Raw genomic sequence first — 23,584 nt, forward strand, 5'->3', positions numbered from 1 at the left:
GGCTACTTCACCGAGCGTGCAGGCGCTGTCGCCAGCAGCGTGGAACAATTGCGTACCGCGCTGCTGGCCCGTCTGCCGGGTTATATGGTGCCCGGTGCATTGGTGCGCCTGGACAGCTGGCCGTTGACGGCCAATGGCAAGGTTGACCGCCGTGCCTTGCCGGTACCCGACCGCGCCGCGCTGTCGACCGGCGAATACCAGGCCCCGCAAGGCGATCTGGAGAGCGCACTGGCCCTGATCTGGAGCGAATTGCTGCAGGTCGAGCGAGTAGGGCGTCATGACCGTTTCTTCGAGCTGGGCGGTCATTCGCTGCTGGCCATGCGCATGGTTTCTCAGGTACGTCAGCGCCTGTCACTGGAACTGGCCCTTGGCGACCTGTTTGCCGACAGTTCGCTGATCGCGGTCGCACACTGCCTGACCGCTGCCGCGCGCAGTCAGTTGCCGGTCATCGAAGTGCAGCCACGCAATGGTCCTGTACCTTTGTCTTCTGCTCAACAGCGCATCTGGTTCATGGCGCAAATGGAAGATGCCAACAGCGCCTACAACATCTCGCTGGGCCTGAAACTGAGCGGTCCGCTGGACAGTCGAGCATTGACGCGTGCGCTGGAACGTATTGTGGCCCGCCACGACAGCCTGCGCAGCCGCTTCAGCCAGGAAGACGACAATGCCTGGGTACAGGCAGCGCCGGTGAATGAAGTGCCGCGCATCTGCTGGCAGGATTTACGCGATCAGGACCCGCAAGCGCTGCAGGCAGTGATCAGGGAAGAGGCCGCGCAGCCCTTCGACCTGCAACACGACCTGCCGATCCGTGGCCGTTTGCTGTGTCTGGCTAAAGACCGTCACGTCTTGTTGCTGACCGTGCATCACATCGTTGCTGACGGCTGGTCGCTGGGCGTACTGACCCGCGAGCTGACCGCGCTCTACCAGGCGTTCAGTCAAGGGCAGGACGATTCACTGCCCGCGCTGGCGCTGCAATATGGCGATTACGCCGTGTGGCAACGCAACTGGCTGGACGACGAGCGGTTGAGTCATCAGGCCGATTATTGGCAGCAGACCCTGACGGGGGCGCCGGTATTGCTGACCCTGCCCACCGACCGTCCACGTCCTGCGCATCAGGACTACACCGGGGCCAGCGTCGCGCTGGATCTCGATCCGCGTCTGAGCAACGACCTCAGAGCCTTCTGCCAGGCACAGTCGATGACACCGTTCATGCTGTTCATGGGCGCATGGGCCGTATTGCTGGCGCGGCTGTCCGGACAGGAAGAGGTGGTCGTCGGCATGCCGGTTGCCAACCGCCGTCGTGCTGAAATCGAAGGCTTGATCGGTCTGTTCGTCAACACCCTGGCCGTGCGTGTCGACACGTCGGGCGAGCCGGATGTGGTGACGCTGCTGGAGCGCATCAAGGCCCGCGTGGTGGAAGCGCAGGACCATCAGGACCTGCCTTTCGAACAAGTGGTAGAGCGCCTGCGGCCGCCGCGCAGCCTCGCGCACAGCCCGTTATTCCAGGCATCGCTGACCTGGGACGGCAGCCAGGGGCTGGAATTGCAACTGGGCGATATGCAGCTCGAACCGCTGGATGAACAGGCCGCTTTTGCGAAATTCGACCTGGCGCTGAGCGTCAGCGATGGCCCCGACCATTTCCGCTGCATCGTGGAATATGCCACGGCTTTGTTTGACCAGGGCACCATCGAACGCTATCTGGGGTATCTGGAGGCGATACTGCGCGCCATGGTGGCTGACAGCCAGACGGTTGTGAGCCACATTCCGCTGCTGTCGGAGGCCGAGCGTCTGCAATTGACCGAAGGTTTCAATGCACCCGATGCGGTTTATCCGCAAGAGCAGACGCTGCACAGTCAGTTTGAAGCGCAAGCGCAGCGCACGCCGGAAGCGATTGCCGTCAGCTATGAAGAGGAGTCTTGGAGCTACGCGACACTTAACGCCCAGGCCAACAGGATCGCGCATCGCCTGATTGGCATGGGCATTGGTGCGGACGACCGAGTCGCCATCTGCACGCCTCGCGGCCTGCAGATGATCGCCGGCCTGCTGGGGATCCTCAAAGCCGGTGCCGCCTACGTGCCGCTGGACCCGGCTTATCCGCTTGAACGTCTGGCTTATACCCTCGAGGACAGCGCACCGGTGGCGTTGTTGAGTCAGCGGTCAGTGCAGGGCACCTTGCCGGTCTCGGAAGTGCCGGTAATCAGTCTCGACGACGACTTGCAGGACGAATCCGTCTGCAATCCGCAGGTGCTGGTAAAGCCCGGCAACCTGGCTTATGTGATCTACACCTCCGGTTCCACCGGTAAGCCCAAAGGCGTGATGATCGAACACCGCAACGTTGCGCGGCTGTTCTCGGCCACCGAAGCATGGTTCGGTTTCAACCAGCAGGATGTCTGGGCGCTGTTCCATTCGTTCGCCTTCGACTTTTCGGTCTGGGAAATCTGGGGCGCGTTGCTGCATGGCGGGCATTTGGTGATCGTGCCGCAACTGGTCAGCCGCTCGCCCGAAGACTTCTATACGTTGCTGTGCCGCGCCGGGGTGACGGTGCTCAACCAGACGCCGAGTGCGTTCCGTCAGCTGATTGCTGCACAGGGCGAGAACGGCCAGGCGCATGCGTTGCGCAAGGTGATCTTTGGCGGTGAAGCGCTGGACACAGTCATACTCAAGCCGTGGTATGCCCGCAACGTGAATGCCGGCACACAACTGGTGAACATGTACGGCATCACTGAAACCACCGTGCATGTGACCTATTACCCGTTGCAGCCCGAAGACGCTCAGCGCCTTGGCGCCAGCCCGATTGGCAGGCGCATTCCCGACTTGCAGCTGTATGTCCTCGATGCCCGCGGCGAGCCGGTGCCGATGGGCGTGGTTGGCGAGCTGTATGTCGGCGGCGCCGGTGTGGCACGCGGCTACCTGAACCGTGAAGCACTGACGGCCGAACGTTTCCTCGACAATCCGTTCAGCCACGCCCCTGATGCGCGTATGTACCGTACCGGTGACCTGGCCCGCTGGCTGGCCGATGGCAGCCTGGAATACATGGGCCGTAATGACGAACAGGTCAAGATTCGTGGTTTTCGTATCGAACTGGGTGAGATCGCCGCTCGCCTGAACGATCATCCAGATGTTATCGACGCTGTGGTGGTGGCGCGCGAGGATGTGCCGGGTGACAAACGACTGGTTGGCTATTACACCTCGGGTGAAGGTAAACCCGGGCTGGATATCGAACAGTTGCGTGCCTGGCTGTCGGGCCTGCTCCCCGATTACATGGTGCCTGCGGCCTATGTACGGCTGGCCAGCCTGCCGGTGACGGCGAACGGCAAACTGGACCGCAAGAGCCTGCCGGCACCGGATCGCGACAGCATTGCCAGCCGCGCCTATGAAGCGCCGCAAGGGGCGATCGAAACCGCCCTGGCGAGCCTCTGGGCCGAGCTGCTGCATGTGGAGCAGGTCGGTCGTCAGGATAATTTCTTTGAACTGGGCGGCCACTCGTTGCTGGCCGTGACCCTGATTGCGCGCATGCGTCGTCTGGACATGCGTGCGGACATTCGCGTTCTGTTTGTCCAGCCTACGCTGGCGGCGCTGGCTGCGGCCGTAGGTTGCGACACTGAAATCAATGTGCCAGCCAACCTGATCGATGCGCACTGTCAGCGCATCACTCCTGAACTGCTGCCGCTGGTGGCGCTGGATCAGCCCGCTATCGACCGTATCGTGGCGCGGGTGCCGGGCGGTGCTGCGAATGTGCAGGATATCTACCCGCTGGGCCCGTTGCAGACCGGTATTCTTTATCACCACCTGACAGCCGGGGACCGCGATCCTTATCTGCTGCAGCCGCAGTTCGCCTTTGCCGACGCCTCGCGTCTCGACGCTTTTTGCCATGCCTTGCAGCGCGTGATCGAGCGCAACGATATCCTGCGCACCGGGTTGTTCTGGGAGGGTTTGCAAGCGCCGGTGCAGGTGGTCTGGCGTCAGGCGCCATTGCGGGTTGAAGAGACCGCCTTGCAGGACCTTTTCAATGCACCACGCGTGGACCTGACGCAGGCGCCGCTGTTGCAGCTGGTTTATGCCCATGATCCAGCCAACAAAAGGATCGCAGCAGTGCTGCGCTACCACCATGTGATCATGGACCATATCGGCCTCGATATATTGAGCCATGAGTTGCAGGCCATACTGCTGGACAACGAAGCTCAGCTCGCAGCGCCCGTGCCTTACCGGAACTACATCGCCCACGTTGTGCAAGGGCCTGGCGACGACGCTCATGAAGCGTTCTTCCGCGAGCAGTTAGGCGATATCGATGAGCCGACCTTGCCTTACGGCCTGTTAACGGCATCCGCAGAGCAGATTCCTGGCGAAGCCCGTCTCACGCTGGACGGCGGCCTGTGCCGTCAGGTTCGCGACCAGGCAAGGCAGTTGGGGGTCAGCGCTGCCACGTTGATGCACCTTGCCTGGGCGAAGGTACTGGGCCAGTTGTCCGGGCGTGACAGCGTGGTATTCGGCACCGTGCTGCTTGGACGGTTACGCGGCGGTGAAGGCGGTGAGCGCGCCCTGGGTGTGTTCATCAATACCTTGCCATTGCGCATGGATCTGGGCGGGCATTGCGCGCGCAGTGCGGTGCTCGACCTTCATGGTCGTCTGGTCGGGATGCTTGCCCACGAGCACGCTCAGTTGGCTCTGACCCAGCGCTGCAGTGCCTTGCCGGCTGGCGCGCCACTGTTCAATACGCTGCTCAATTACCGCCACAGCGCTGTGCCTGAGGTCGATGACCAGGCGAACAACACGGCATGGCAGGGGATTGAGGTGGTGCATGCAGAGGAGCGCAGCAACTACCCGCTGACCTTGAGTATCGATGACTTCGGCGATGGTTTCAGCCTGACAGCCCAGGCTGCGCCGGGCATTGATCCGCAACGGATTTGCGTCTACGTACAACAAGCCCTTGTCCACCTGGTGCAGGCCCTGGAGCAGCAATCGGCAGCGGCCCTGATCGAATCGTCAGTGGTGCCGCAGGCAGAACGCGAGCGTCTGTCGGTAACGTTCAACGATACCCGGCGTGACTACCCCCGCGAACAGCCCGTGCACCTTCTGTTCGAACGCCGCGCTGCACTTCACCCGCATGCAGTGGCTGCCGTACATGGCCGTCGTTCACTCACTTACGGTGAGTTGAACGAACGCGCCAACCACTTGGCTCACTACCTGCTGGGACAAGGTGTGCGGCCGAACGAACACGTGGCAATCCTGCTGCCGCGCTCGCTGGAGCTGCTCATCAGCCAGTTGGCGATCTGCAAGTGCGCAGCGACCTACGTGCCGCTGGACGTCAACGCGCCTGCCGAGCGCCAGCATTACATGCTCGATGACTGCCAGGCGAAATGTGTGCTGACACAGAGCGCCATCTCGATGGGCTCGACGGTGCAGCGCATCGATCTGGACCGGTTGAACCTTGATGACCAGCCTGCGCATGACCCGGGCCTGCCACAGGCGTCCGACACAGCGGCTTACGTCATGTATACCTCCGGTTCGACGGGCGCCCCGAAAGGCGTCCGCGTGGCCCATCGCGGCATTGCCAGGCTGGTATTGAACAACGGTTATGCCGACTTCAACGAGCAGGACAGCATCGCCTTTGCCTCCAACCCGGCATTCGATGCCAGCACCATGGAAGTCTGGGGTGCCTTACTCAACGGCGGGCAACTGTTGGTGATCGAACACACCACGCTGATCGACCCGACGCGTTTCAGTGCAGCCCTGCGTCAGGGCAATGTCAGCGTGCTGTTTTTGACCAGCGCGCTGTTCAACCAGTACGTGCAACTGATCCCCGAGGCACTCGGCGGCCTTCGGCTGTTGCTTTCCGGCGGTGAGCGTGCCGACACGGCGAGCTTCCGCACGCTGCTTGCCCAGGCTCCGGGCCTGCACTTGTTGAATGTGTATGGCCCCACAGAAACGACTACCTTCGCGACCGCCAGCGATGTACGAACGCTGGGCGATAATGCCGAATCAATACCGATCGGCAGGCCTATCGGTAACACGACGGTCTACGTACTCGATGCTCATCAGCACCTGACGCCGTTGGGCGCGATTGGCGAGCTTTATATTGGTGGTGACGGTGTAGCGCTGGGCTATCTGAATCGTCCGGACCTGACCGCAGAGAAGTTTATCGCCGACCCGTTCAGCGATCAGCCCGGCGCGGTGATGTACCGCACCGGCGATCTGGGCTGCTGGCTGGAGGACGGCCAGCTGGAATGTCTGGGACGCAACGACGATCAAGTGAAAATCCGCGGTTTCCGTATCGAGCTGGGCGAGATCGTCAACTGCCTGCACCAGTTGCCGGGCATCAGGGAGGCTGTGGTTCTGGCGCGCGAGGATGAGCCGGGCAATGTGCGTCTGGTTGCCTATTTCACCAGCCGACTGGACACCGAAGCGCCTGCACCAGAGCAAATGCGGGCTCACTTGCAGGCCAACCTGCCGGAATACATGGTGCCTGGAGCCTTTGTCGAGCTGACCGCTCTGCCGCTGACGGCCAACGGCAAGCTGGACAGCCGTGCACTGCCCAAACCGGATCATTCGTCGCTGTTGGGGCTGGCCTACGAGCCACCGCAGGGAGAGATTGAAATCGCCCTGGCGCAGATCTGGGCTGAAGTTCTGCAGCTCGAGCGGGTCGGTCGCCATGATCACTTTTTCGATCTGGGCGGGCACTCCCTGCTGGCCATGCGCATGGTGTCGCAGGTGCGTCAGCAGATGGGGATGGAATTGCCATTGGGCGAACTCTTCGCGCTGGGCGAACTGGCAGCCGTGGCCAGTGCGCTGGCTGGTACCGGACGCAGTGAATTGTCACTGATCCTGCCTGCGCCGCGTGATCAGTCGCTACCGCTGTCGTTTGCCCAGCAGCGTTTGTGGTTTCTGGCACAAATGGAGGGTGGCAATCAGGCCTACAACATCCCGCTGGCCCTCAGTCTGCAAGGATCGCTGGATGTGGCAGCGTTGACGGCCGCGCTTGGGCGGATCGTCGAGCGCCACGAAACCCTGCGCAGCCGCTTCATCGCCCGCGAGGAGGGTGCCGAAGTGGTGTTTACAGCTGCGACGGCCATGTCGTTCCTGCCTATCGAAGACCTGCGTCAACACCCGCACACCCTGACCGAACGCGTCGTAACAGAGGCCACCGCAGCGTTCGATCTGACGCGTGGGCCGCTGATCCGTGGCTGCCTGCTACAGGTGGAAGACGAGCGGCACGTGTTGTTGCTGACCGTGCACCACATCGTCTCCGATGGTTGGTCGATGGGAGTTCTGACCCGCGAATTACTGGCGTTGTACCCGGCGCTGCGTCGCGGCGAGGCCGATCCACTGCCAGCGCTGAGCATCCAGTACGCCGACTATGCGGTCTGGCAGCAGGGCTGGATGAGCGGCGAACGTCTGCAACATCAGGCTGCCTATTGGCGGCAGGCGCTGGAAGGCGCACCGACACTGCTGACCCTGCCTGCAGACCGGCCGCGTCCGGCGCAGCAGGATTTCGCCGGTGCCAGCCTCAACGTGCGGCTGGATGGGCAACTGACCGCAGGTCTGCGTGCGCTGGCACAGCGGCAAGGTGTCACGCTGTACATGACCTTGCTGACTGCGTGGGGCGCACTGCTGTCGCGTCTTTCCGGTCAGGCCGAGGTGGTGATCGGCAGCCCGATCGCGGGCCGTGGTCGGGCCGAGCTGGAAGGGCTGATCGGTCTGTTCGTCAATACGCTGGCCATACGCATCGACACGGCATCGGCACCCACCGGTGAGGCGCTGCTGGCACAGGTCAGGACGCGAGTACTGGAGGCTCAGGACCATCAGGACCTGCCGTTCGAGCAGGTCGTGGAAATCGTCCGCCCGACACGCAGTCTGGCCCACGGTCCATTGTTCCAAACGACGCTGAACTGGCTGGCCGGGGAAACGACGTTACCGGAGATGGACGGGCTGTTGCTGACGACGGTCGAGCAGCAGAGTCAGGTCTCCAAGTTCGATCTGTCGCTTAACCTCGGCGAGCAGGGTGATGCCTTGTTCGGCACGCTGGACTACGCCACTGCGCTGTTCGACGAGGCAACAGTGCAGCGTTACTGCGGTTATTTCGAACAGTTGCTGCGCACGCTAGTGAATAACCAGCAGGTGGTGCTTGCTGATATCCCGCTGGTGGGCCAGCAGGAACGCGAGTATCTGCTCGAAAGCCTCAACGCCAGCGAGGTGAATCTGCCGCAAGGTCAGACCATTCATGCCCTGATAGAAGCACGCGCCGAAGGCACACCCGAAGCCGTTGCCGCCAGGGTCGGCGAGCAGTCACTGAGCTACGCGCAGATGAACCGTCAGGCCAACAGCCTTGCCCATCATCTGATCAGCCTGGGCGTGCTCCCGGATGATCGCGTCGCGGTGGTGGCGCGTCGTGGGCTGGACACGCTGGTGAGCCTGCTGGCCGTGCTCAAGTCCGGTGCCTGCTATGTGCCGGTGGATCCGGCGCACCCCGATGAGCGCATAAGCTACCTGCTGACCGACAGCGCGCCAGCAGTGGTGCTCGCGGAACAGGCGTTCATGGCGCGCCTGCCTGCACTGACAGTGCCGCTGCTCGCGCTTGATCGACCTCAATGGCCTGAGCAACCGGCAAATCCGCTGGTGTCGGGGCTGACGCCCGGCGATCTGGCGTATGTGATTTACACCTCCGGCTCGACCGGGCAACCGAAAGGCGTGATGGTCGAACACCGCACGCTGGCCAATCTCGTCCACTGGCATTGCCAGGCGTTCGCTTTGCACGTCGGCAGTCACACGGCCACGGTGGCCGGTTTCGGCTTTGATGCCATGGCCTGGGAAGTCTGGCCGGCGCTGTGTGCAGGGGCAACGCTGCATATCCCGCCCGCCGAGATCAGCAATGAACAGCTCGATCTGCTGCTCGACTGGTGGCTCACGCAGCCGCTGCACGTGGCGTTTCTGCCGACACCGGTGGCTGAATATGCGTTCAGCCGCGAGCTCTATCACCCAACGCTGCACACGCTGCTGATCGGTGGCGACCGCCTGCGGCAGTTCCACCGCGAGCCAGGTTTCGCTGTGATCAACAACTATGGCCCGACCGAAACCACGGTGGTCGCCACTTCCGGTCGTCTGTTGACTGACGGCAGCCTCGACATCGGCAAGCCGATCGCCAACACCCGCGTGTACCTGCTGGATGAGCACCAGCAACTGGTGCCGACCGGTGTTGCTGGCGAGTTGTACATCGGCGGAGAAGGCGTAGCGCGCGGTTATCTGAATCAGCCGCAACTCACTGCCGAGCGCTTCCTCAGCGATCCGTTCTGTGAGCACCCGCAGGCGCGCATGTACCGCACCGGTGATCTGGCACGCTGGAATGCCGACGGCACGCTGGACTATCTGGGGCGTAACGACGATCAGGTGAAAATCCGTGGTATGCGCATCGAACTGGGCGAAATCGAGGCGCAACTGACCTCGTTGCCGGGTATCGAGGAATCGCTGGTGGTGGCGCGCGAGGACGAACCTGGACAGTCACGTCTGGTGGCGTATTTCATTGAACAAGGCCCGCGCCCGGCGCTTGATATCGCCAGGCTGCGTGCCGACATGCTGGACCGCCTGCCGGGCTACATGGTGCCGAGTGCATTCGTGCGCCTTGATGCGTGGCCACTGACCGCCAACGGCAAGGTCGATCGACGTGCTTTGCCAGTGCCGGATCGCGACGCCATGCCAGGGCGCGAATACGAGCCGCCGCAAGGCGAGCTGGAAATGGCCCTGGCCGACATCTGGAGCGATCTGCTGCAAGTCGAGCAAATAGGGCGCAACGATCATTTCTTCGAACTCGGCGGCCATTCACTGCTCGCCGTTACCCTGATCGCGCGTATGCGTCGCCGTGGCATGGATGCCGATATCCGCGTGTTGTTTGCCCAGCCGACCCTGGCCGCCCTGGCGCGTGCCGTCGGCAGCGGCGCTCAGGTGAAGATTCCGGCCAACCTGATCGGTGTGGATTGCACATCAATCACCCCGGACCTGTTGCCGCTGGTGAAACTGGATCAGGCAGGGATTGATCGCATTGTCGCGAGCGTTACCGGGGGGGCGAGCAATATTCAGGACATCTACCCGCTGGGGCCTCTGCAGGCGGGCATTTTCTATCACTACCTGTCCGCCGCTGAGGATGATCCCTATCGCTTGCAGGCACGCTTCGCCTTTGCCGACCGCTCGCGACTGGATGCCTTCAGCCAGGCGCTGCAACAGGTCATCGCCCGCAACGACGTGTTGCGGACTTCGCTGTGCTGGGAAGGTCTGGAAACGCCTGTGCAAGTGGTTTGGCGGCATGCCGATCTGCCGGTGATCGAGGTGCCGCTGGCGGCGCTGGATGCGCCCGAGCCGCTGGAGCTCGTGCGTGCACCGCTGTTGCGTCTGGTTCATGCCGATGACCCGGAAAACGGGCGTATCGTCGCGGTCCTGCTGTTCCATCACCTGATCATGGACCACGTTGCCCTGGACCTGCTGAGCCAGGAATTGCAGGCGGTACTGCTCGATCAGGCAGCGCAACTGCCTGCGCCAGTGCCTTACCGCAACTACATCGCGCAGACCTTGCTGGGGGCGGGGGACGACACGCACGAAGCGTTCTTCCGCGAGCAATTGGGCGATCTGGATGAGCCGACCCTGGCGTACGCTCAGACCTGGTTGCCAGGGCCGGAGGTTGCAGGCGAGGCCCGAGTGCGTCTGGATGCGGACCTGAGCAGGCGGCTACGCCATCAGGTGCGGCAGCTGGGTGTCAGTCCTGCCAGCCTGATGCACCTGGCGTGGGCGCAGGTACTGGGCCGATTGTCCGGGCGTGACAGCGTGGTGTTCGGCACCGTACTGCTGGGTCGCTTGAATGGCAGCGAGGGTGCAGAACGTACACTCGGGGTGTTCATCAACACCTTGCCGCTGCGCATCGACCTGGCCGATCAGAGTGCACGCGATGCTCTGTCCCAGACTCACCGCCGCCTGACCGGATTGCTTGCCCACGAACAGGCTTCTCTGGCAATCGCTCAGCGTTGCAGCGCCTTGCCTGCGGGCGTACCGCTGTTCAGTGCGCTGTTGAATTACCGCCACAGCGCGGTGCCCAGTGAGGTAAACGAGGCTGCCGGCGAGGCCTGGCAGGGTATCGAGCTGTTGCAGTCCGGCGAGCGCAGCAGCTATCCGTTGACGCTCAGCGTCGATGATCTGGGCGAAGCGTTCGACCTGACGGCGCTGACCTCGACAGGTATCGATGCCCGACGTATTTGTGCGTACCTTTCCAGTGCCGTGAACGGGCTGGTCGATGCCCTCGAGCAGTCACCGGCGGAACCGATTCAAACCCTGAATATTCTGCCCGGCACCGAGCGAACCGAACTGCTCAATGGCTTCAATGCCGATCGCCTTACGGCGGAGTACCCGCTGCCCGTTCACCTACGTATCGAACAGCAGGCGCTTGACCAGCCGAACGCACTGGCTGCTCAGGCGGGCGACCAGCATTTGAGCTACGGCGAGTTGAATGCCCGTGCCAACGCATTGGCCCATCATCTGATCGGACTGGGCGTACGTCCTGACGACCGGGTGGCGGTGGTCGCGCGGCGCGGTCTGGAGACGCTGACGGGGCTGCTGGCAGTGCTGAAAGCCGGGGCGAGCTACGTACCGGTCGATCCGGCCCACCCGGATGAACGCATCAGCTATCTGCTGGAGAACAGCGCGCCCGTGGTGGTGTTGGCTCAATTCGACCTGCTGACGCGTCTGCCCGAACTGCAGGTGCCGGTGATCGCGCTTGATCGCCCGGACTGGTCACAGCGCACCGACAACCCGTCCGTGCCGGAAATGACCACGCACCATCTGGCTTACGTGATTTACACCTCGGGGTCCACCGGGCTGCCCAAGGGCGTGATGGTCGAGCACCGCACGCTGAACAATCTGGTGGATTGGCACTGTGAAGCGTTCAACCTGCGTGCCGGCAGTCATACCGCCAGCGTTGCCGGGTTTGGTTTCGACGCCATGGCCTGGGAAGTCTGGCCTGCGCTGTGTGCCGGTGCGGTGCTGCACCTGCCGCCAGCTGAGATTGGCAACGAACAGCTCGATGTGCTGCTCGACTGGTGGCTGGCTCAGCCGCTGCAGGTGGCGTTTCTGCCGACCCCGGTGGCCGAATACGCCTTCAGCCGTGAATTACACCATCCTACGCTGCAGACTTTGTTGATTGGCGGTGATCGTTTACGCCATTTCAACCGTGATCCGGGTTTCGCCGTGGTCAACAACTATGGCCCGACAGAGACCACGGTGGTGGCCAGCTCTGGCCGGATGCAGCCGGGCAAGGTGCTGCACATTGGCAAGCCGGTTTTTCATGCCCGACTGTACGTACTGGATTCGCGTGGACAGCCAGTGCCACTCGGGGTGCCCGGCGAGTTGTACATCGGCGGCACAGGCGTGGCTCGCGGCTATCTGAACCGTGCGGACCTGACCGCAGAACGCTTCCTCGACGATCCGTTCAGCGACAGCCCCGGCGCCCGAATGTATCGCTCCGGCGATCTGGTGCGCTGGCTGTCCGACGGGACGCTTGAATACCTGGGCCGCAACGATGATCAGGTGAAGATCCGTGGCGTGCGTATCGAGCCGGGAGAGATCGAACAGCACCTGGCGCAATGCCCGGGCGTCGGCGAAGCGGTGGTGACCACCCAGCGTCTGGACGATGGTTCGTTGCGTCTGGTGGGCTACTTCACCCGTCGCGATGCATCGCTCGACAGTGCCGCCTTGCGTGCGCATCTGTTGGGGCAGCTCCCGGAATACATGGTGCCTGCGGTATTTGTAGGTCTTGATACGCTGCCATTGACCCAGAACGGCAAGGTCGACCGCAAGGCGTTGCCTGCGCCGGACCTGGCCGCTCTTGCGAACCTCGCCTACCAAGCGCCTTCGACAGCGCTGGAAGAGCGTCTGGCGGAGGTGTGGGCCGAGGTTCTTGAAGTCGGAAAAATAGGCAGGCACGACAGCTTCTTCGAATTGGGCGGCCATTCGCTATCGGCCATCCGTCTGGTCAGCCTGCTGCAAAAAGCAGGCGTGTCACTGACGCTGGCCGAGCTGTTTCAGCACCCTAGCGTCGCAGCACTGGCAGGGTTGCTCGACCAGCGTCCAGGATCACCGGACGAAGCTCGTGAGGTGATCACAGTGCGTGCCGGTGGCAGCGAGTCACCGTTGTTTCTGCTCCACGATTTCACAGGGCTGGATGCTTATTTCCCTGTGCTTGGGCAACATCTTCAGGGCGACTTTCCGATTTACGGCTTGCCGGGCATTGGCCTTGGGCAGCAGCAATTACGCACCATGGAGTGCCTGGCTGCGCGGATGGTGGAGCGCATTCGTCAGGTCCAGCCGCGCGGTCCGTATCGGTTGGCCGGCTGGTCGTTTGGTGGGGTTATGGCCTACGAAGTGGCTACTCAACTGCTGGGCATGGACGAGGCCGTCACATTCCTCGGCCTGATCGACAGCTATGTGCCACGCCTGACCGATCAGGGCAAGGCACGCTGGCAGGGACCTGACTTGCTTGAGCGGCAATTGCTCTCGCACTGCACTGCGCACTGGCAAGCCCAGGCGGGTGAGGGTGCCGCCAGGTTGGCGCGCCTCACCTCATTGAGCGAGCAAGCACCGCTGCCGGACTTCGCGACGCTGTTGCAACTGTGCCGCGACGAAGGTCTGTTGTACGAGGAGCTGGCGCTGGCGAGCGATCAGCAGTTGCACCATTACCTGGACCGGGAAGTGGCGCATGGTCAGGCCCTGGCGCATTACCAGCTGGAACCGCTCAGCCTGCCGATCCATTTGTTCCGCGCCGAACAGCGTCCAATGGCGCCGATCGGAAGCAGTTCGACCCTGGGCTGGGGTGAGATTCTCTCCAGAAATCAACTGCAGTGCGTCGATGTCCCGGGGGACCACATGACGATGATGCAGGCACCGCACGTGGCCGTGCTCGGTCGGAGCATCGTTCAGGCGTTGCACAGCGTGCCCGCCACGCCACCGCCGGCACCGGCTCATCAGTCGCTGCTGGCGATCCAGAGCGGGCGTGACGGGCATGCGCCAGTGTTTTGTGTACCGGGCGCCGGTGACAGCGTCACCAGCTTCATTGGCCTGGCAGAGGCGCTGGGGCCGGACTGGCCGATCCACGGCCTGCAACCGCGCGGCCTGGACGGTCGCAGTGTTCCGCACAGCAGGGTGGAAGCGGCAGCGCAGAGCCATGTGCAAGCCATCGAAGCGCTGTATCCGAAAGGCCCGCTGCATCTGGTTGGGCATTCGTTCGGAGGCTGGGCGGCGCACGCCATGGCGGTCAAGCTTCAGGCCCGAGGCCGCGAGGTTGTCTCGTTGACCTTGATCGACAGCGAGGCGCCTGGCGGCGAGGGTCTGAGCAGCAAGCCTTATACCGCCACCGCCGTGCTGGAACGCCTGATCGAGGCGCTGCAGCTGTCCAGTGGAAGAAGCCTGGAGCTCGACCCACTGGCGTTTGCCGACAGCGACACGGTCGCGCAAATGCACCTGCTTCAGCAGGCCATGGTGCGCGTCGGGTTATTGCCGCCACGTCTGGCGGCACAGGCCCTGCAAGGGATCGTCCGCACGTTTGCCAGCGCCTTGCGCACGGTCTATCGACCTGAGCCGGGAGGCTACAGCGGCAGGGCAAGTCTGGTACTGGTGAATGACCCGCATCTGGATGCGCTGGACAATCAACTCGAACATGCCGCTTGCGCAAGCCAATGGCAGCATTTGCTGCCGCAACTTTCGCTCTGGGAGGGGCCGGGTAACCACTTCAGCGTCCTGAAAGCTCCGGACGTCTACAGCCTGGCGGCCTGGTGGTATGACGGATTGACAGTCGGTGTGGGGGAAACGCAATGACTTGGTGGGTATTGATAAAGCGTGATTGCAGGCGCAGGGAGGTCTTGCATCGGAGGCGGTGAGGGTGGATCCGGGAGGGGCGATCGGTATCGCCCCGTCCGTTGCATCGACTGGCGGTCAGCAGGTTGAAAAAACGCCCGCTGATGAGCCATACATCCAGCGCATCAGTGAATTACGACCGCTGATGCCCAGTTTGATCGCCGCACGGCGCTGGTAACTGCCCACGGTATTGACCTTGAGTGCGAGCCGCTCGGCCTGCTCAAGCGCGGTATGACCGGCGAGCAGCCCAAGGCACACCTGGGTTTCGCGTTCGGACAACGTCAGACCCGTTTCGCGCAGTCGTTCCTGGAAGCGCTTCTCAATGCTTTCGGGCTTTTTATGCTCGATGCCGGGCATTGCCGATTGCAGAGCATTGACATGTTTTTCAAGTATCGAAAACAGCAGAGGGGAAATGTCGCCCAGCTGCCGGCGTTCCTTTTCTGAGAATTCGTGCGCGGGAAGCGCCCGAAATACCGTTATTTTACAACTAAAGCTTTCCGAGGCCTGATCAGGGTAAAGATGAATGGAGTCACTGAGCAACAGCGTGCCCCGCGATGATGTGACGGTCTCGTTAAAGACCGTTGGTGCAGAGGCAGGCGGCGTTTGCCAGGGCTGCGGCAGTGATGAGAGGTGCGTGGCATCTACGGCAAGCTGAGTATCGATCAGCTTGTGGAACATGCTGGAAAAATTCCCGCTACCGATGCTGGCGATGGCCCTGCCAATCTGCGGAAGTAGTGTGTGAGGCATTTAGTCATCCATGAGTTTAGAACTGCTGACAATGTTATAGACGCTGTAAGCATGGCGCAGTCACATCAACTTAGTCGCTGGCGTTTTCGGCGCGAGATCAGCGTTAGATGCCCACTAGAGCATCTCTAGTGGAGTACAGCAAAGAGTATCGTCCTGAGGTTACCTAAATACTTCACTATCAGAAAGAGTGATGGTCAGCGGTCGGACCGCGGACAATGGCGTCGCAGAAGTGGGGCGGGCTGGCCGGCGTTAGCTCATGCTGCCTGATGTTGTGACGGGAAGTAGAAAGTGAATAAACCCCCCGCGCATATGCATGTAAACGTCGTGATATGGCGGGGTAACATCGTTCGGCAGGCGCCTACTTCCCGATCATGAGTCGGGTGACCAGACGCGTAAGCCGTCCGTAAGGTGCCGAGACCTTGTCGGACATGTTGAAACGACCGAGCTTGAGAACGCCGCGGGCATGGGACAGGCGAACGAAGCCTTCGTAGCCGTGATAGGCCCCGGTGCCACTGTCGCCGACACCGCCAAAGGGCAGGTCATCCTGGGTTGCGTGCAGCATGGTGCCATTGATGGTCACGCCGCCGGACTGCGTGCGGTTCAGCACCCTGTCCACAGACGTTTGAACGTTGGAAAAGCAATAAAGGGCCAGCGGTGCCGGACGAGCATTGATAAAGGCGATGGCTTCATCCAGAGAGTCATACGCGAGCACCGGCAGCAGCGGGCCGAAAATCTCTTCGCCCATGACATCTGCGTTCAGGGACACCTGAGTGAGTGCCATTGGTGCAATCTTGCGTTCGCCCGCCGTTGCAGGCGCATTGTGTTGCCACGCCTTCGCCCCCGTCGCGACGGCCTGACTGGCCATCGCCATAAGCCGGTCGTAGTGGCGCTGGGAGATGATTGAGGTGTAGTCCGGATTGCCATCGAGGGTCGGGTAAAGTTTTTTTGCCGCAGCCAGCCACTCGCTGGCAAAGCTGTCCACCTGTTCGCGCGGGACGAGGACATAGTCAGGTGCTACGCAGGTCTGACCGGCGTTGAACAGTTTGCCGATAGCGATCATCCGAGCGGCTTTCGTGATCGAAAAGTCGTCGCAGACCACGACTGGCGACTTGCCGCCCAGCTCCAGTGTGACCGGTGTCAGATGGCGTGCCGCCGCCGCCATGACCTGGCGGCCCACGTGGGTCGAGCCGGTAAACAGCAGATGGTCAAAAGGCAGCTCACTGAACTGGCCCGCCAGCGTGGCGTCGCCAGTGACCACGACAACCTGCTCGGCGGGAAACGTTTCGCCGAGCAACTGCCTGAGCAGCTCGGAGGTTCGGGGTGTCAGTTCCGAAGGTTTGATCATCGCCCGGTTACCTGCAGCCAGCGCCTCTATCAAGGGCACCAGCGTCAGCGTCAGCGGGTAGTTCCACGGAGCGAGAATGCCGACGACGCCCAGCGGCTGATAAACCACCCGTGCTGCGGCGGGCCTGAAGACAACACCCGCCTTGCGCCGGGACGGACGCATCCACGCTTTGAGGTGCGAGCGGATGTGCTTGATGCCGTTGACCACCGGCATCAATTCACCGAGCCGGGTTTCGTCGAACGAACGGTTGCCGAAGTCTGCGCTGACCGCCTCGAGCAACCTGTCCTGATTATCGCTGACCATACGCAGGACGGCGTTGAGGTCTGCGATTCGTTGATCGTAGGAAGGTGCGCCCTGAGCACGGAATGCAGCCTGCTGTGCCTCGAACAGCTCGGTTAGCCCGGCAGCGTGGAACGTGGTACCTGGCGGAACCCTGGCGGGTTGATTCATGACGCTGCTCCTGTGGCTGCGTGTTTTTTATAGTCACTGCGACCGAACCTGCCGCAAGTGCAGGCGTGTCAGCGGTAATGTGTCGATGTCCTGGCTCACCTAACCGTATAGGACACTGCAAAGCCAATGGAGGGGCGATCCGGCCGGTTAAAGTGGCTGGAACGGCCAACCTGTATTGCAATCATTGCTCGCCATGCACAGGTTCGGGCGCCAGGCGATCCAGATGACTGACAATCATCGCTGCCACCATCGCGCAGGTTTTCGCGGGCTCCAGCGGTTCATCGAACAACAACTCAATGGTCGCGTGAATCATTTCCACCGCAACGCGGGCAACCATGGCGATGTCCTCGGACGCCGCGTCTGGAAAAGCACTGCCGATGATGGCGGCCTGAGCCTTGGAAACCCTGCGGTGGGAGTCGAGCCGCACATGCTCCAGCGCGGGAACCGCCCTCAGTGCCTTGAGCGTCCACATGCCGCCCAGCGTGGCATCGGTGACCCGGTACGTATCCAGAATAAGCTCGGCGAGCGCCTGCTCAAGCGCCTGAGGCGGACCTGCGATCAGCTCGGGGGTGATCCAGTGATCGATCCGCTCGTTCTGTTTCTCGAGCAGACGTTCGCCCAGCACCGTCAACAGCGCGTACTTATTGGGGAAATAGCGATACAACGCGGGCGGCGTAAGGCCGGCCCGTTCGCATACCAGATTGGTCGACAAACGTTCTATGCCGACCTCGCACAGGGTGTTTGCCGTGGCGACCAGAATGCGTTCGTAGGTTTCGGTAGCACGCTGCTGCGCGGGCAACTTCTTGCGTTCAACGCTTTTCCCGGCGATCTGCTCGGGAAGGGTTTCGGTTTTCAGCCTGGCCATAAGTACCTGTCAAGAAGAATGGGGCGCCAGCATGACGATCAAAAAAACAGTTGCTGCACGATAAAATGATAGTTATAACTATCGTGTAGCGATGACTATCATAACTGAAGCGTCGTTATTGTGACGGTCTGTCAAAACAAAAAATAAAAAAAGGTGACGCTATGAACGTACGGCAGTGGCTTTTCCTCTCTTCGGTTCTGATGTGCTCCACCGGCATTCATGCTGCTGCCGGTCCGCTTGAGGCCAAGGGCCTTTGGCTGACGGCGGAAAAGGACGCGGTAGTCAGGCTTGACGACTGCGCAGAAAAGACCGGCGCTATCTGCGGCCAGATTGTCTGGGTCAAGGATGCTGCTTCGACGTCGAGTGACTGCGGCGTACAGATTCTGCAGCTGACCCGCTACGAACAGGACGCCTGGCGCGATGGCTGGGTGTATGACCCCCGTGATCAGAAAAAATATAAGGGCGCCGTTCGAGTCAAGGATGGACGCCTCAATGTAAGGGCTTTTGTCGGCACCGAAGTTCTCGGCAAGACAGAGCAATTCGAGCGAATCGCAACACTGCCTCCTGCCCCGGTTTGCAAATCGTAAATCCGGCCCTTTAGCGTGGGAGAGAATCATGCGCACGTATACAACCCGTTATGTAATGGCTGCAGCCCTGTGCTGCGCAGCAGGCCCGACTCTTGCCATCGCCGATGAAATGTCGAGCTACGCAGTGGATGTTACCGCCAAGGTCAGCTCGGACATTCGTACCCGCGGGATTTCCGATTCTCTGAATCGGCCCGGGGCCAAGGTGACCCTCCAGGTCGCCCATGAAACAGGCCTGGTGGCGCTTGCCGAATTTACCACGGTCAGCAAGAAACAGTTCCTCGACGGCGACGGTGCAGGTGTATTGCTGGCGGGCGGTTATCGCTTCGGCGATCCGGATGCCTGGCACTATGGCGTCGGGCTGGCGGCCGAGATGTTTCCAGGGGCTCAGTTCAAGGCACCCAACCGGTTCGATTTCGAAACGTTCACGCCAGGTGAAGAGCACTCGACCAATTACAACAGCCAGTTCGCCGTGCTTGAAATCGGTTACGGCGCGCTCGAAGGGCGAATCGCCCGGGTGCTCTCGAAAAACTACCGGGGTGCCAACAGTGGCGGGGTATGCGGCGCGCAATTGCAGTTCCGCGATGACCCGACCAAAGGCCTCGATTGCTATGCCAAGGGTGACCGCAACTCCCGGGGCAGCATGCTCTATGACCTCGATTACAAATACGCGCTGGGCATCAACACCAACCTGAAGCTGCACGCCGGCTATCAACAGATCGAAAACTTCTCGGAAGCCGACTTTGCCGATTATGGCGCAGGTCTGGTCCACCACTGGTGGGGCTTCGACTGGGGGCTTGACTGGGTGACGACCAAGACCAGGGCGCGCGAGCTGTATATGGCCGAGGACGACGGACATGTGCGCACCACGGACGGCAGTCGCTGGGTAGCGTCGATTTCCCGCACATTCTGAGTAGACCTTTATGACTTCGCTTTTCATTTCCCGGACGCCTGAGGCGGCTACCGGCCTGGAGCAACTCGTCCTCGCGATCGACCTGGGAACGTCCGGCTGCAAGTGCGCGCTGGTCTCCATGGAGGGAGACATCCGCGCCTGGGCGTTTCACGGTGTACCGCTGCACGTCAGTGGTCTGAGTGCCGAGCAGGAACCCGAGGACTGGTGGAACGCGTTTCTGCTTGGTGCCCACGAATTGCTGGCAGCCGACCCGCTCAGGCGTCGTCAGGTGGTGGCCGTGTGTTGCTCGACGCAAAGCGAAGGCACGGTCTGTGTCGATCGCGACGGGACCGCGATTGGCCGGGCGCTGCTGTGGCTGGACAAACGCGGCGCCGACTCGATCAAAAAACGCATGGGCGGAGGCTGGTGCAATCTGGGCGGCTACGGGCCGCTCAAACTCTGGAAATCGCTGCGACTGACCGGCGGGGTAGCGTCGCTGTCGGGCATGGATTCGGCCGGGCACATGGCCTATATCCTTGACCACGATCCGGCAAGGTATGACCAGACGCACAAGTTTCTGAATGTGCTCGACTATATGAACATGCGCTTGTCTGGGCGTTTCTGCGCCACAGGTGACTCGATGCTGACCGCCTGGGTAACCGACAATCGCGATCCTCATCACATCCGTTACGACGCCAGCCTGATCAGGGCTCTGGGTATCGACGCAGGCAAGCTGCCTGAGCTGGTGGGCTCGACGGAAGTCATCGGCACCTTGAAGCCCGAGCTCGCCGATGCTTTGGGGCTGCTTCGATCCACACCTGTGGTGGCGGGTGCTGTGGACACCTCGGCGGTGGCCGTTGGCGCCACCGTGCGCGACTTCGCTCCGCATCTTTATCTGGGCACCTCGTCGTGGGTCGGCGCTCACGTGCCGTTCAAGAAATCCAGTGTTCGCCACCACATTGCTGCGGTACCCAGTGCGGTCAAGGGCCGGTATCTGGCAATGGCCATGCAATCGGCGGCGGGCGCCAATCTGTCGTTTCTGCGCGACAAGGTGCTGTATCACCCGGACGAGTTGCTGAGCGATGAGCAGCAGCCGGACGTGTACGCCTTGCTGGACCGTATCGCCGCCCGAGTGCCACCGGGTTCGAGGGGGCTGATCTACACGCCATGGCTGTGTGGCGAGCGCTCTCCGGTAGGTGATCCGAGCCTGCGTGCCGGCCTGATCAACCTGAAACTCGAGCACTCGCGGGAAGACATCATCCGGGCCTTCATGGAGGGCGTCGCGCACAACACGCGCTGGATGCTGGAACCGTTCTCGCAATTTATCGGCCAGTCGCGCGGAGTCATCGTCGCCACCGGAGGCGGAGCGCAATCGGATGTGTGGTGCCAGATCATGGCCGATGTCTGCGGGCGAGTCATTCAGCAACCGCATAACCCGATTCAGACCAACGCACGCGGTGCGGCCTTCATTGCTGCAGTAGCGCTCGAAAAACTGCAGTTCAACGATCTGCCGGCCCTGCAACGGCCGCATCGGCTGTACGAACCCTCCGAATCAACCCGAAACCTGTATGACGACCGCTTCGCCACGTTCAAGGAAGTCCGCAAACGTCTGGCGCCGCTCTATCGCAGGTTGAACCCATCGCAGGAGACGGCACCATGAGCAATGTTCAACAGCAGATCGTCGACCTGTCGCGGCATCTGTCACGCCGCGGCTTCTTTGCCGCAACCGGCGGCAACCTTGCGCTGCGTATCGACGCATTGCACATCGCGGTCACTCCGTCGGCCACCGACTACTTCAGCATGCGGCCAGAGGACGTCTGCGTATTGCGACTCAAGGACCTAAAGCAGCTGTCGGGTGAACGTTCGCCCTCGGTTGAAAGCGAGCTGCACGCGAAAGTCCTGCGCAGTCGCCCGGACGTCAATTGCAGCATTCATACCCATCAACCATTGGCCAGCGCCTGCACATTGTTCGGCAAATCGCTGGAAGTGCCATACCCGCCGCTGTGGCAATCGCTGGGCCGGCGAATTCAGCTGGTGGGTTATGCGCCGTCCGGTTCCGGTTGGCTGGCGGGCAAGCTGGAAAAGACCATCCGGCCTGACCAAAACGCCTACCTGATGCGCAATCACGGCGTTCTGTGCTGTGGCCCGGACATAGAAGCCACCCTGAAGCGCCTGGAGGACCTGGAAACATTCTGTCGTGACCATCTTCTCAACCAGATCAAAGCCAACAGCCGTGGCAAACCCGAATCACGCGTTGCAATAGCACGCCTGATCGACGCCCTGACCAGTGCCGGCTCGCATGCCCTCAGCCCTCAGACTTTTTCAGAGACTCAATCATGAACAGACCTCTCGATCCTGCCAACATCCCTGACATTCCCGCATCGGCCGTGTCGCAATGGCCCGATGTCGATTCACTGTATCGCCGCTTCGATGAGCTGGTGAAACAGCCGATTCGCCCGATCAAGCGCGACGCGATGAACAAGATCATGGGCTATTTCGACGAGCGCTGCCAAGGCTCGAAGCGGCTTTCCGAGGCGGCGAAAAAGGTCATACCGGGAGGCGTGCAACATAACCTGGCGTTCAACTATCCGTTTCCGCTGGCCTTCGCCCAGGCTAACGGTGCGCACCTGACCGATGTCGATGGCAATCGCTACACCGACTTCCTGCAGGCAGGCGGCCCGACGTTGCTGGGCTCCAACCATCCGGCCATTCGCGAACAGGTTGACCGGATTCTCGATGAGTGCGGGCCGGTGACCGGCTTGCTGCATGAATATGAAGTCAAACTGGCGGAACTGGTCTGCCAATCGATGCCGGGCGTCGACATGCTGCGCTTGCTGGGCTCGGGCACCGAGGCGGTCATGGCCGCGGTTCGCCTGGCCCGTGCCTATACCCGCAAGAAATGGGTGATCAAGATCGGCGGCGCCTACCACGGCTGGAGCGACCAGTTGGTCTATGGCATGCGCTTGCCGGGCACCGGGCGCATGGAGGCAGTGGGAATCCCGCGAGGCGCCACCGCAAACACTCAGGAGAGCCCACCCAACAATCTCGATGCGTTGCGTCGCAGGCTGCAAATCAATCGTCTGCGTGGTGGCACCGCAGCCATTATGGTCGAACCTTTTGGCCCGGAAAGTGGCACGCGTCCGGTGCACGCCGACTTCAACCGACAGCTGCGTGCGCTGTGCAACGAATTCGATGCCCTGCTGATCTTCGACGAAGTGGTCACCGGATTCCGTGCCGGTCTGGGCGGCGCACAGGCTTATTTCAATGTCATGCCGGACATCACGGTACTGGGCAAATGCCTGACCGGGGGCTATCCGATGGCGGGTGCCATTGGCGGGCGCCGGGACGTGATGCAACTGCTTGCCGGTGGCATCGGCACATCCTCGCGACGGGCGTTCGTCGGCGGCACGCTGTCGGCCAATCCGTTGTCATGCGTCGCTGGTTATTACGCGCTAATCGAAGCCCGCCGCCTGAACGCGCCGGCGCTGGCGGGAAGGGCGGGCGACCGTATGCGCGCAGGACTGGAAGAGATCATCAATCGGCGCGGCTTGCCCTACGTGGCGTACAACATGGGCTCCATCGTTCACCTGCAGACGTCCGGCGTCCTGCTGCTCGATACCGGCAACCCGCTCAAGCTGCTGAGGGCGCGCAATGAAGCCAAGACTCGCAAGCACATGATGGAAGAGATGGGCGCCGCGTATACCGCTCACGGCCTGATCACGCTGGCCGGGAGCCGCTTGTACACCAGCCTGGCTGACACCGACGATGTCATCGACGACGCGCTCGAACGCTTCGACGCTGTCTTTCAGTTGGTGTGAGGT

9 protein-coding genes (1 of these 9 cut by a window edge) are annotated in these 23,584 nt (G+C 61.7%); 6 read left to right on the forward strand and 3 right to left on the reverse strand.

Annotated features, from left to right (window positions below; translation table 11 throughout):
* Window positions 1-14,841, forward strand: the 3' portion of a protein-coding gene (locus BT119_RS18750; RefSeq protein ID WP_072366603.1) for a non-ribosomal peptide synthetase. Its footprint begins 2,940 nt before the window's first position; 14,841 of the gene's 17,781 nt are visible here — the last part of the coding sequence; its start codon lies off the left edge, out of view; it ends in the stop codon at window positions 14,839-14,841.
* 117 nt (window positions 14,842-14,958) lie between these two features.
* Here the strand turns inward: BT119_RS18750 and BT119_RS18755 are convergent, their stop codons facing one another.
* From BT119_RS18755 to BT119_RS18765, 3 genes are all read right to left on the reverse strand, one after another.
* On the reverse strand, window positions 14,959-15,627 hold the full coding sequence (locus tag BT119_RS18755; RefSeq protein WP_003434001.1) for a helix-turn-helix transcriptional regulator: 669 nt from the start codon (window positions 15,625-15,627) through the stop codon (window positions 14,959-14,961).
* A gap of 358 nt (window positions 15,628-15,985) precedes the next feature.
* Window positions 15,986-17,422 (reverse strand): coniferyl aldehyde dehydrogenase, encoded by a 1,437-nt coding sequence (locus BT119_RS18760; RefSeq protein ID WP_072366605.1) that lies wholly within the window; start codon window positions 17,420-17,422, stop codon window positions 15,986-15,988.
* Between the two features lie 181 nt (window positions 17,423-17,603).
* Window positions 17,604-18,287: a TetR/AcrR family transcriptional regulator gene (locus BT119_RS18765; protein ID WP_003433998.1), complete on the reverse strand. Its 684-nt coding sequence runs from the start codon at window positions 18,285-18,287 to the stop codon at window positions 17,604-17,606.
* 161 nt (window positions 18,288-18,448) lie between these two features.
* On the opposite strand from BT119_RS18765, the gene BT119_RS18770 reads away from it, so the two are divergent.
* Genes BT119_RS18770 through BT119_RS18790 form a run of 5 tightly spaced genes read left to right on the forward strand, consistent with a single transcriptional unit; the run spans window position 18,449 to window position 23,581 of the window.
* Window positions 18,449-18,874 (forward strand): DUF2147 domain-containing protein, encoded by a 426-nt coding sequence (locus BT119_RS18770; protein ID WP_072366607.1) that lies wholly within the window; start codon window positions 18,449-18,451, stop codon window positions 18,872-18,874.
* A gap of 28 nt (window positions 18,875-18,902) precedes the next feature.
* Entirely contained in the window at window positions 18,903-19,784 is an 882-nt protein-coding gene (locus BT119_RS18775; RefSeq protein WP_003433995.1) for a TorF family putative porin, read from the forward strand.
* A 10-nt stretch (window positions 19,785-19,794) separates the two neighbouring features.
* Entirely contained in the window at window positions 19,795-21,423 is a 1,629-nt protein-coding gene (locus tag BT119_RS18780; protein ID WP_072366609.1) for a xylulokinase, read from the forward strand.
* Window positions 21,420-22,103 carry a class II aldolase/adducin family protein gene (locus BT119_RS18785; protein WP_003372838.1) on the forward strand — a complete coding sequence of 228 codons (684 nt, stop codon included), beginning with the start codon at window positions 21,420-21,422 and terminating at the stop codon, window positions 22,101-22,103. The genes BT119_RS18780 and BT119_RS18785 overlap by 4 nt, the downstream gene beginning before the upstream one ends.
* The gene (locus tag BT119_RS18790; RefSeq protein WP_072366611.1) at window positions 22,100-23,581 is read left to right on the forward strand and encodes an aspartate aminotransferase family protein; all 1,482 of its coding nucleotides are present in this window, start codon (window positions 22,100-22,102) and stop codon (window positions 23,579-23,581) included. The genes BT119_RS18785 and BT119_RS18790 overlap by 4 nt, the downstream gene beginning before the upstream one ends.
* Window positions 23,582-23,584: the final 3 nt, after the last annotated feature.

Source organism: Pseudomonas sp. NFACC10-1, from assembly GCF_900119195.1.
GTDB lineage: Bacteria > Pseudomonadota > Gammaproteobacteria > Pseudomonadales > Pseudomonadaceae > Aquipseudomonas > Aquipseudomonas cerasi.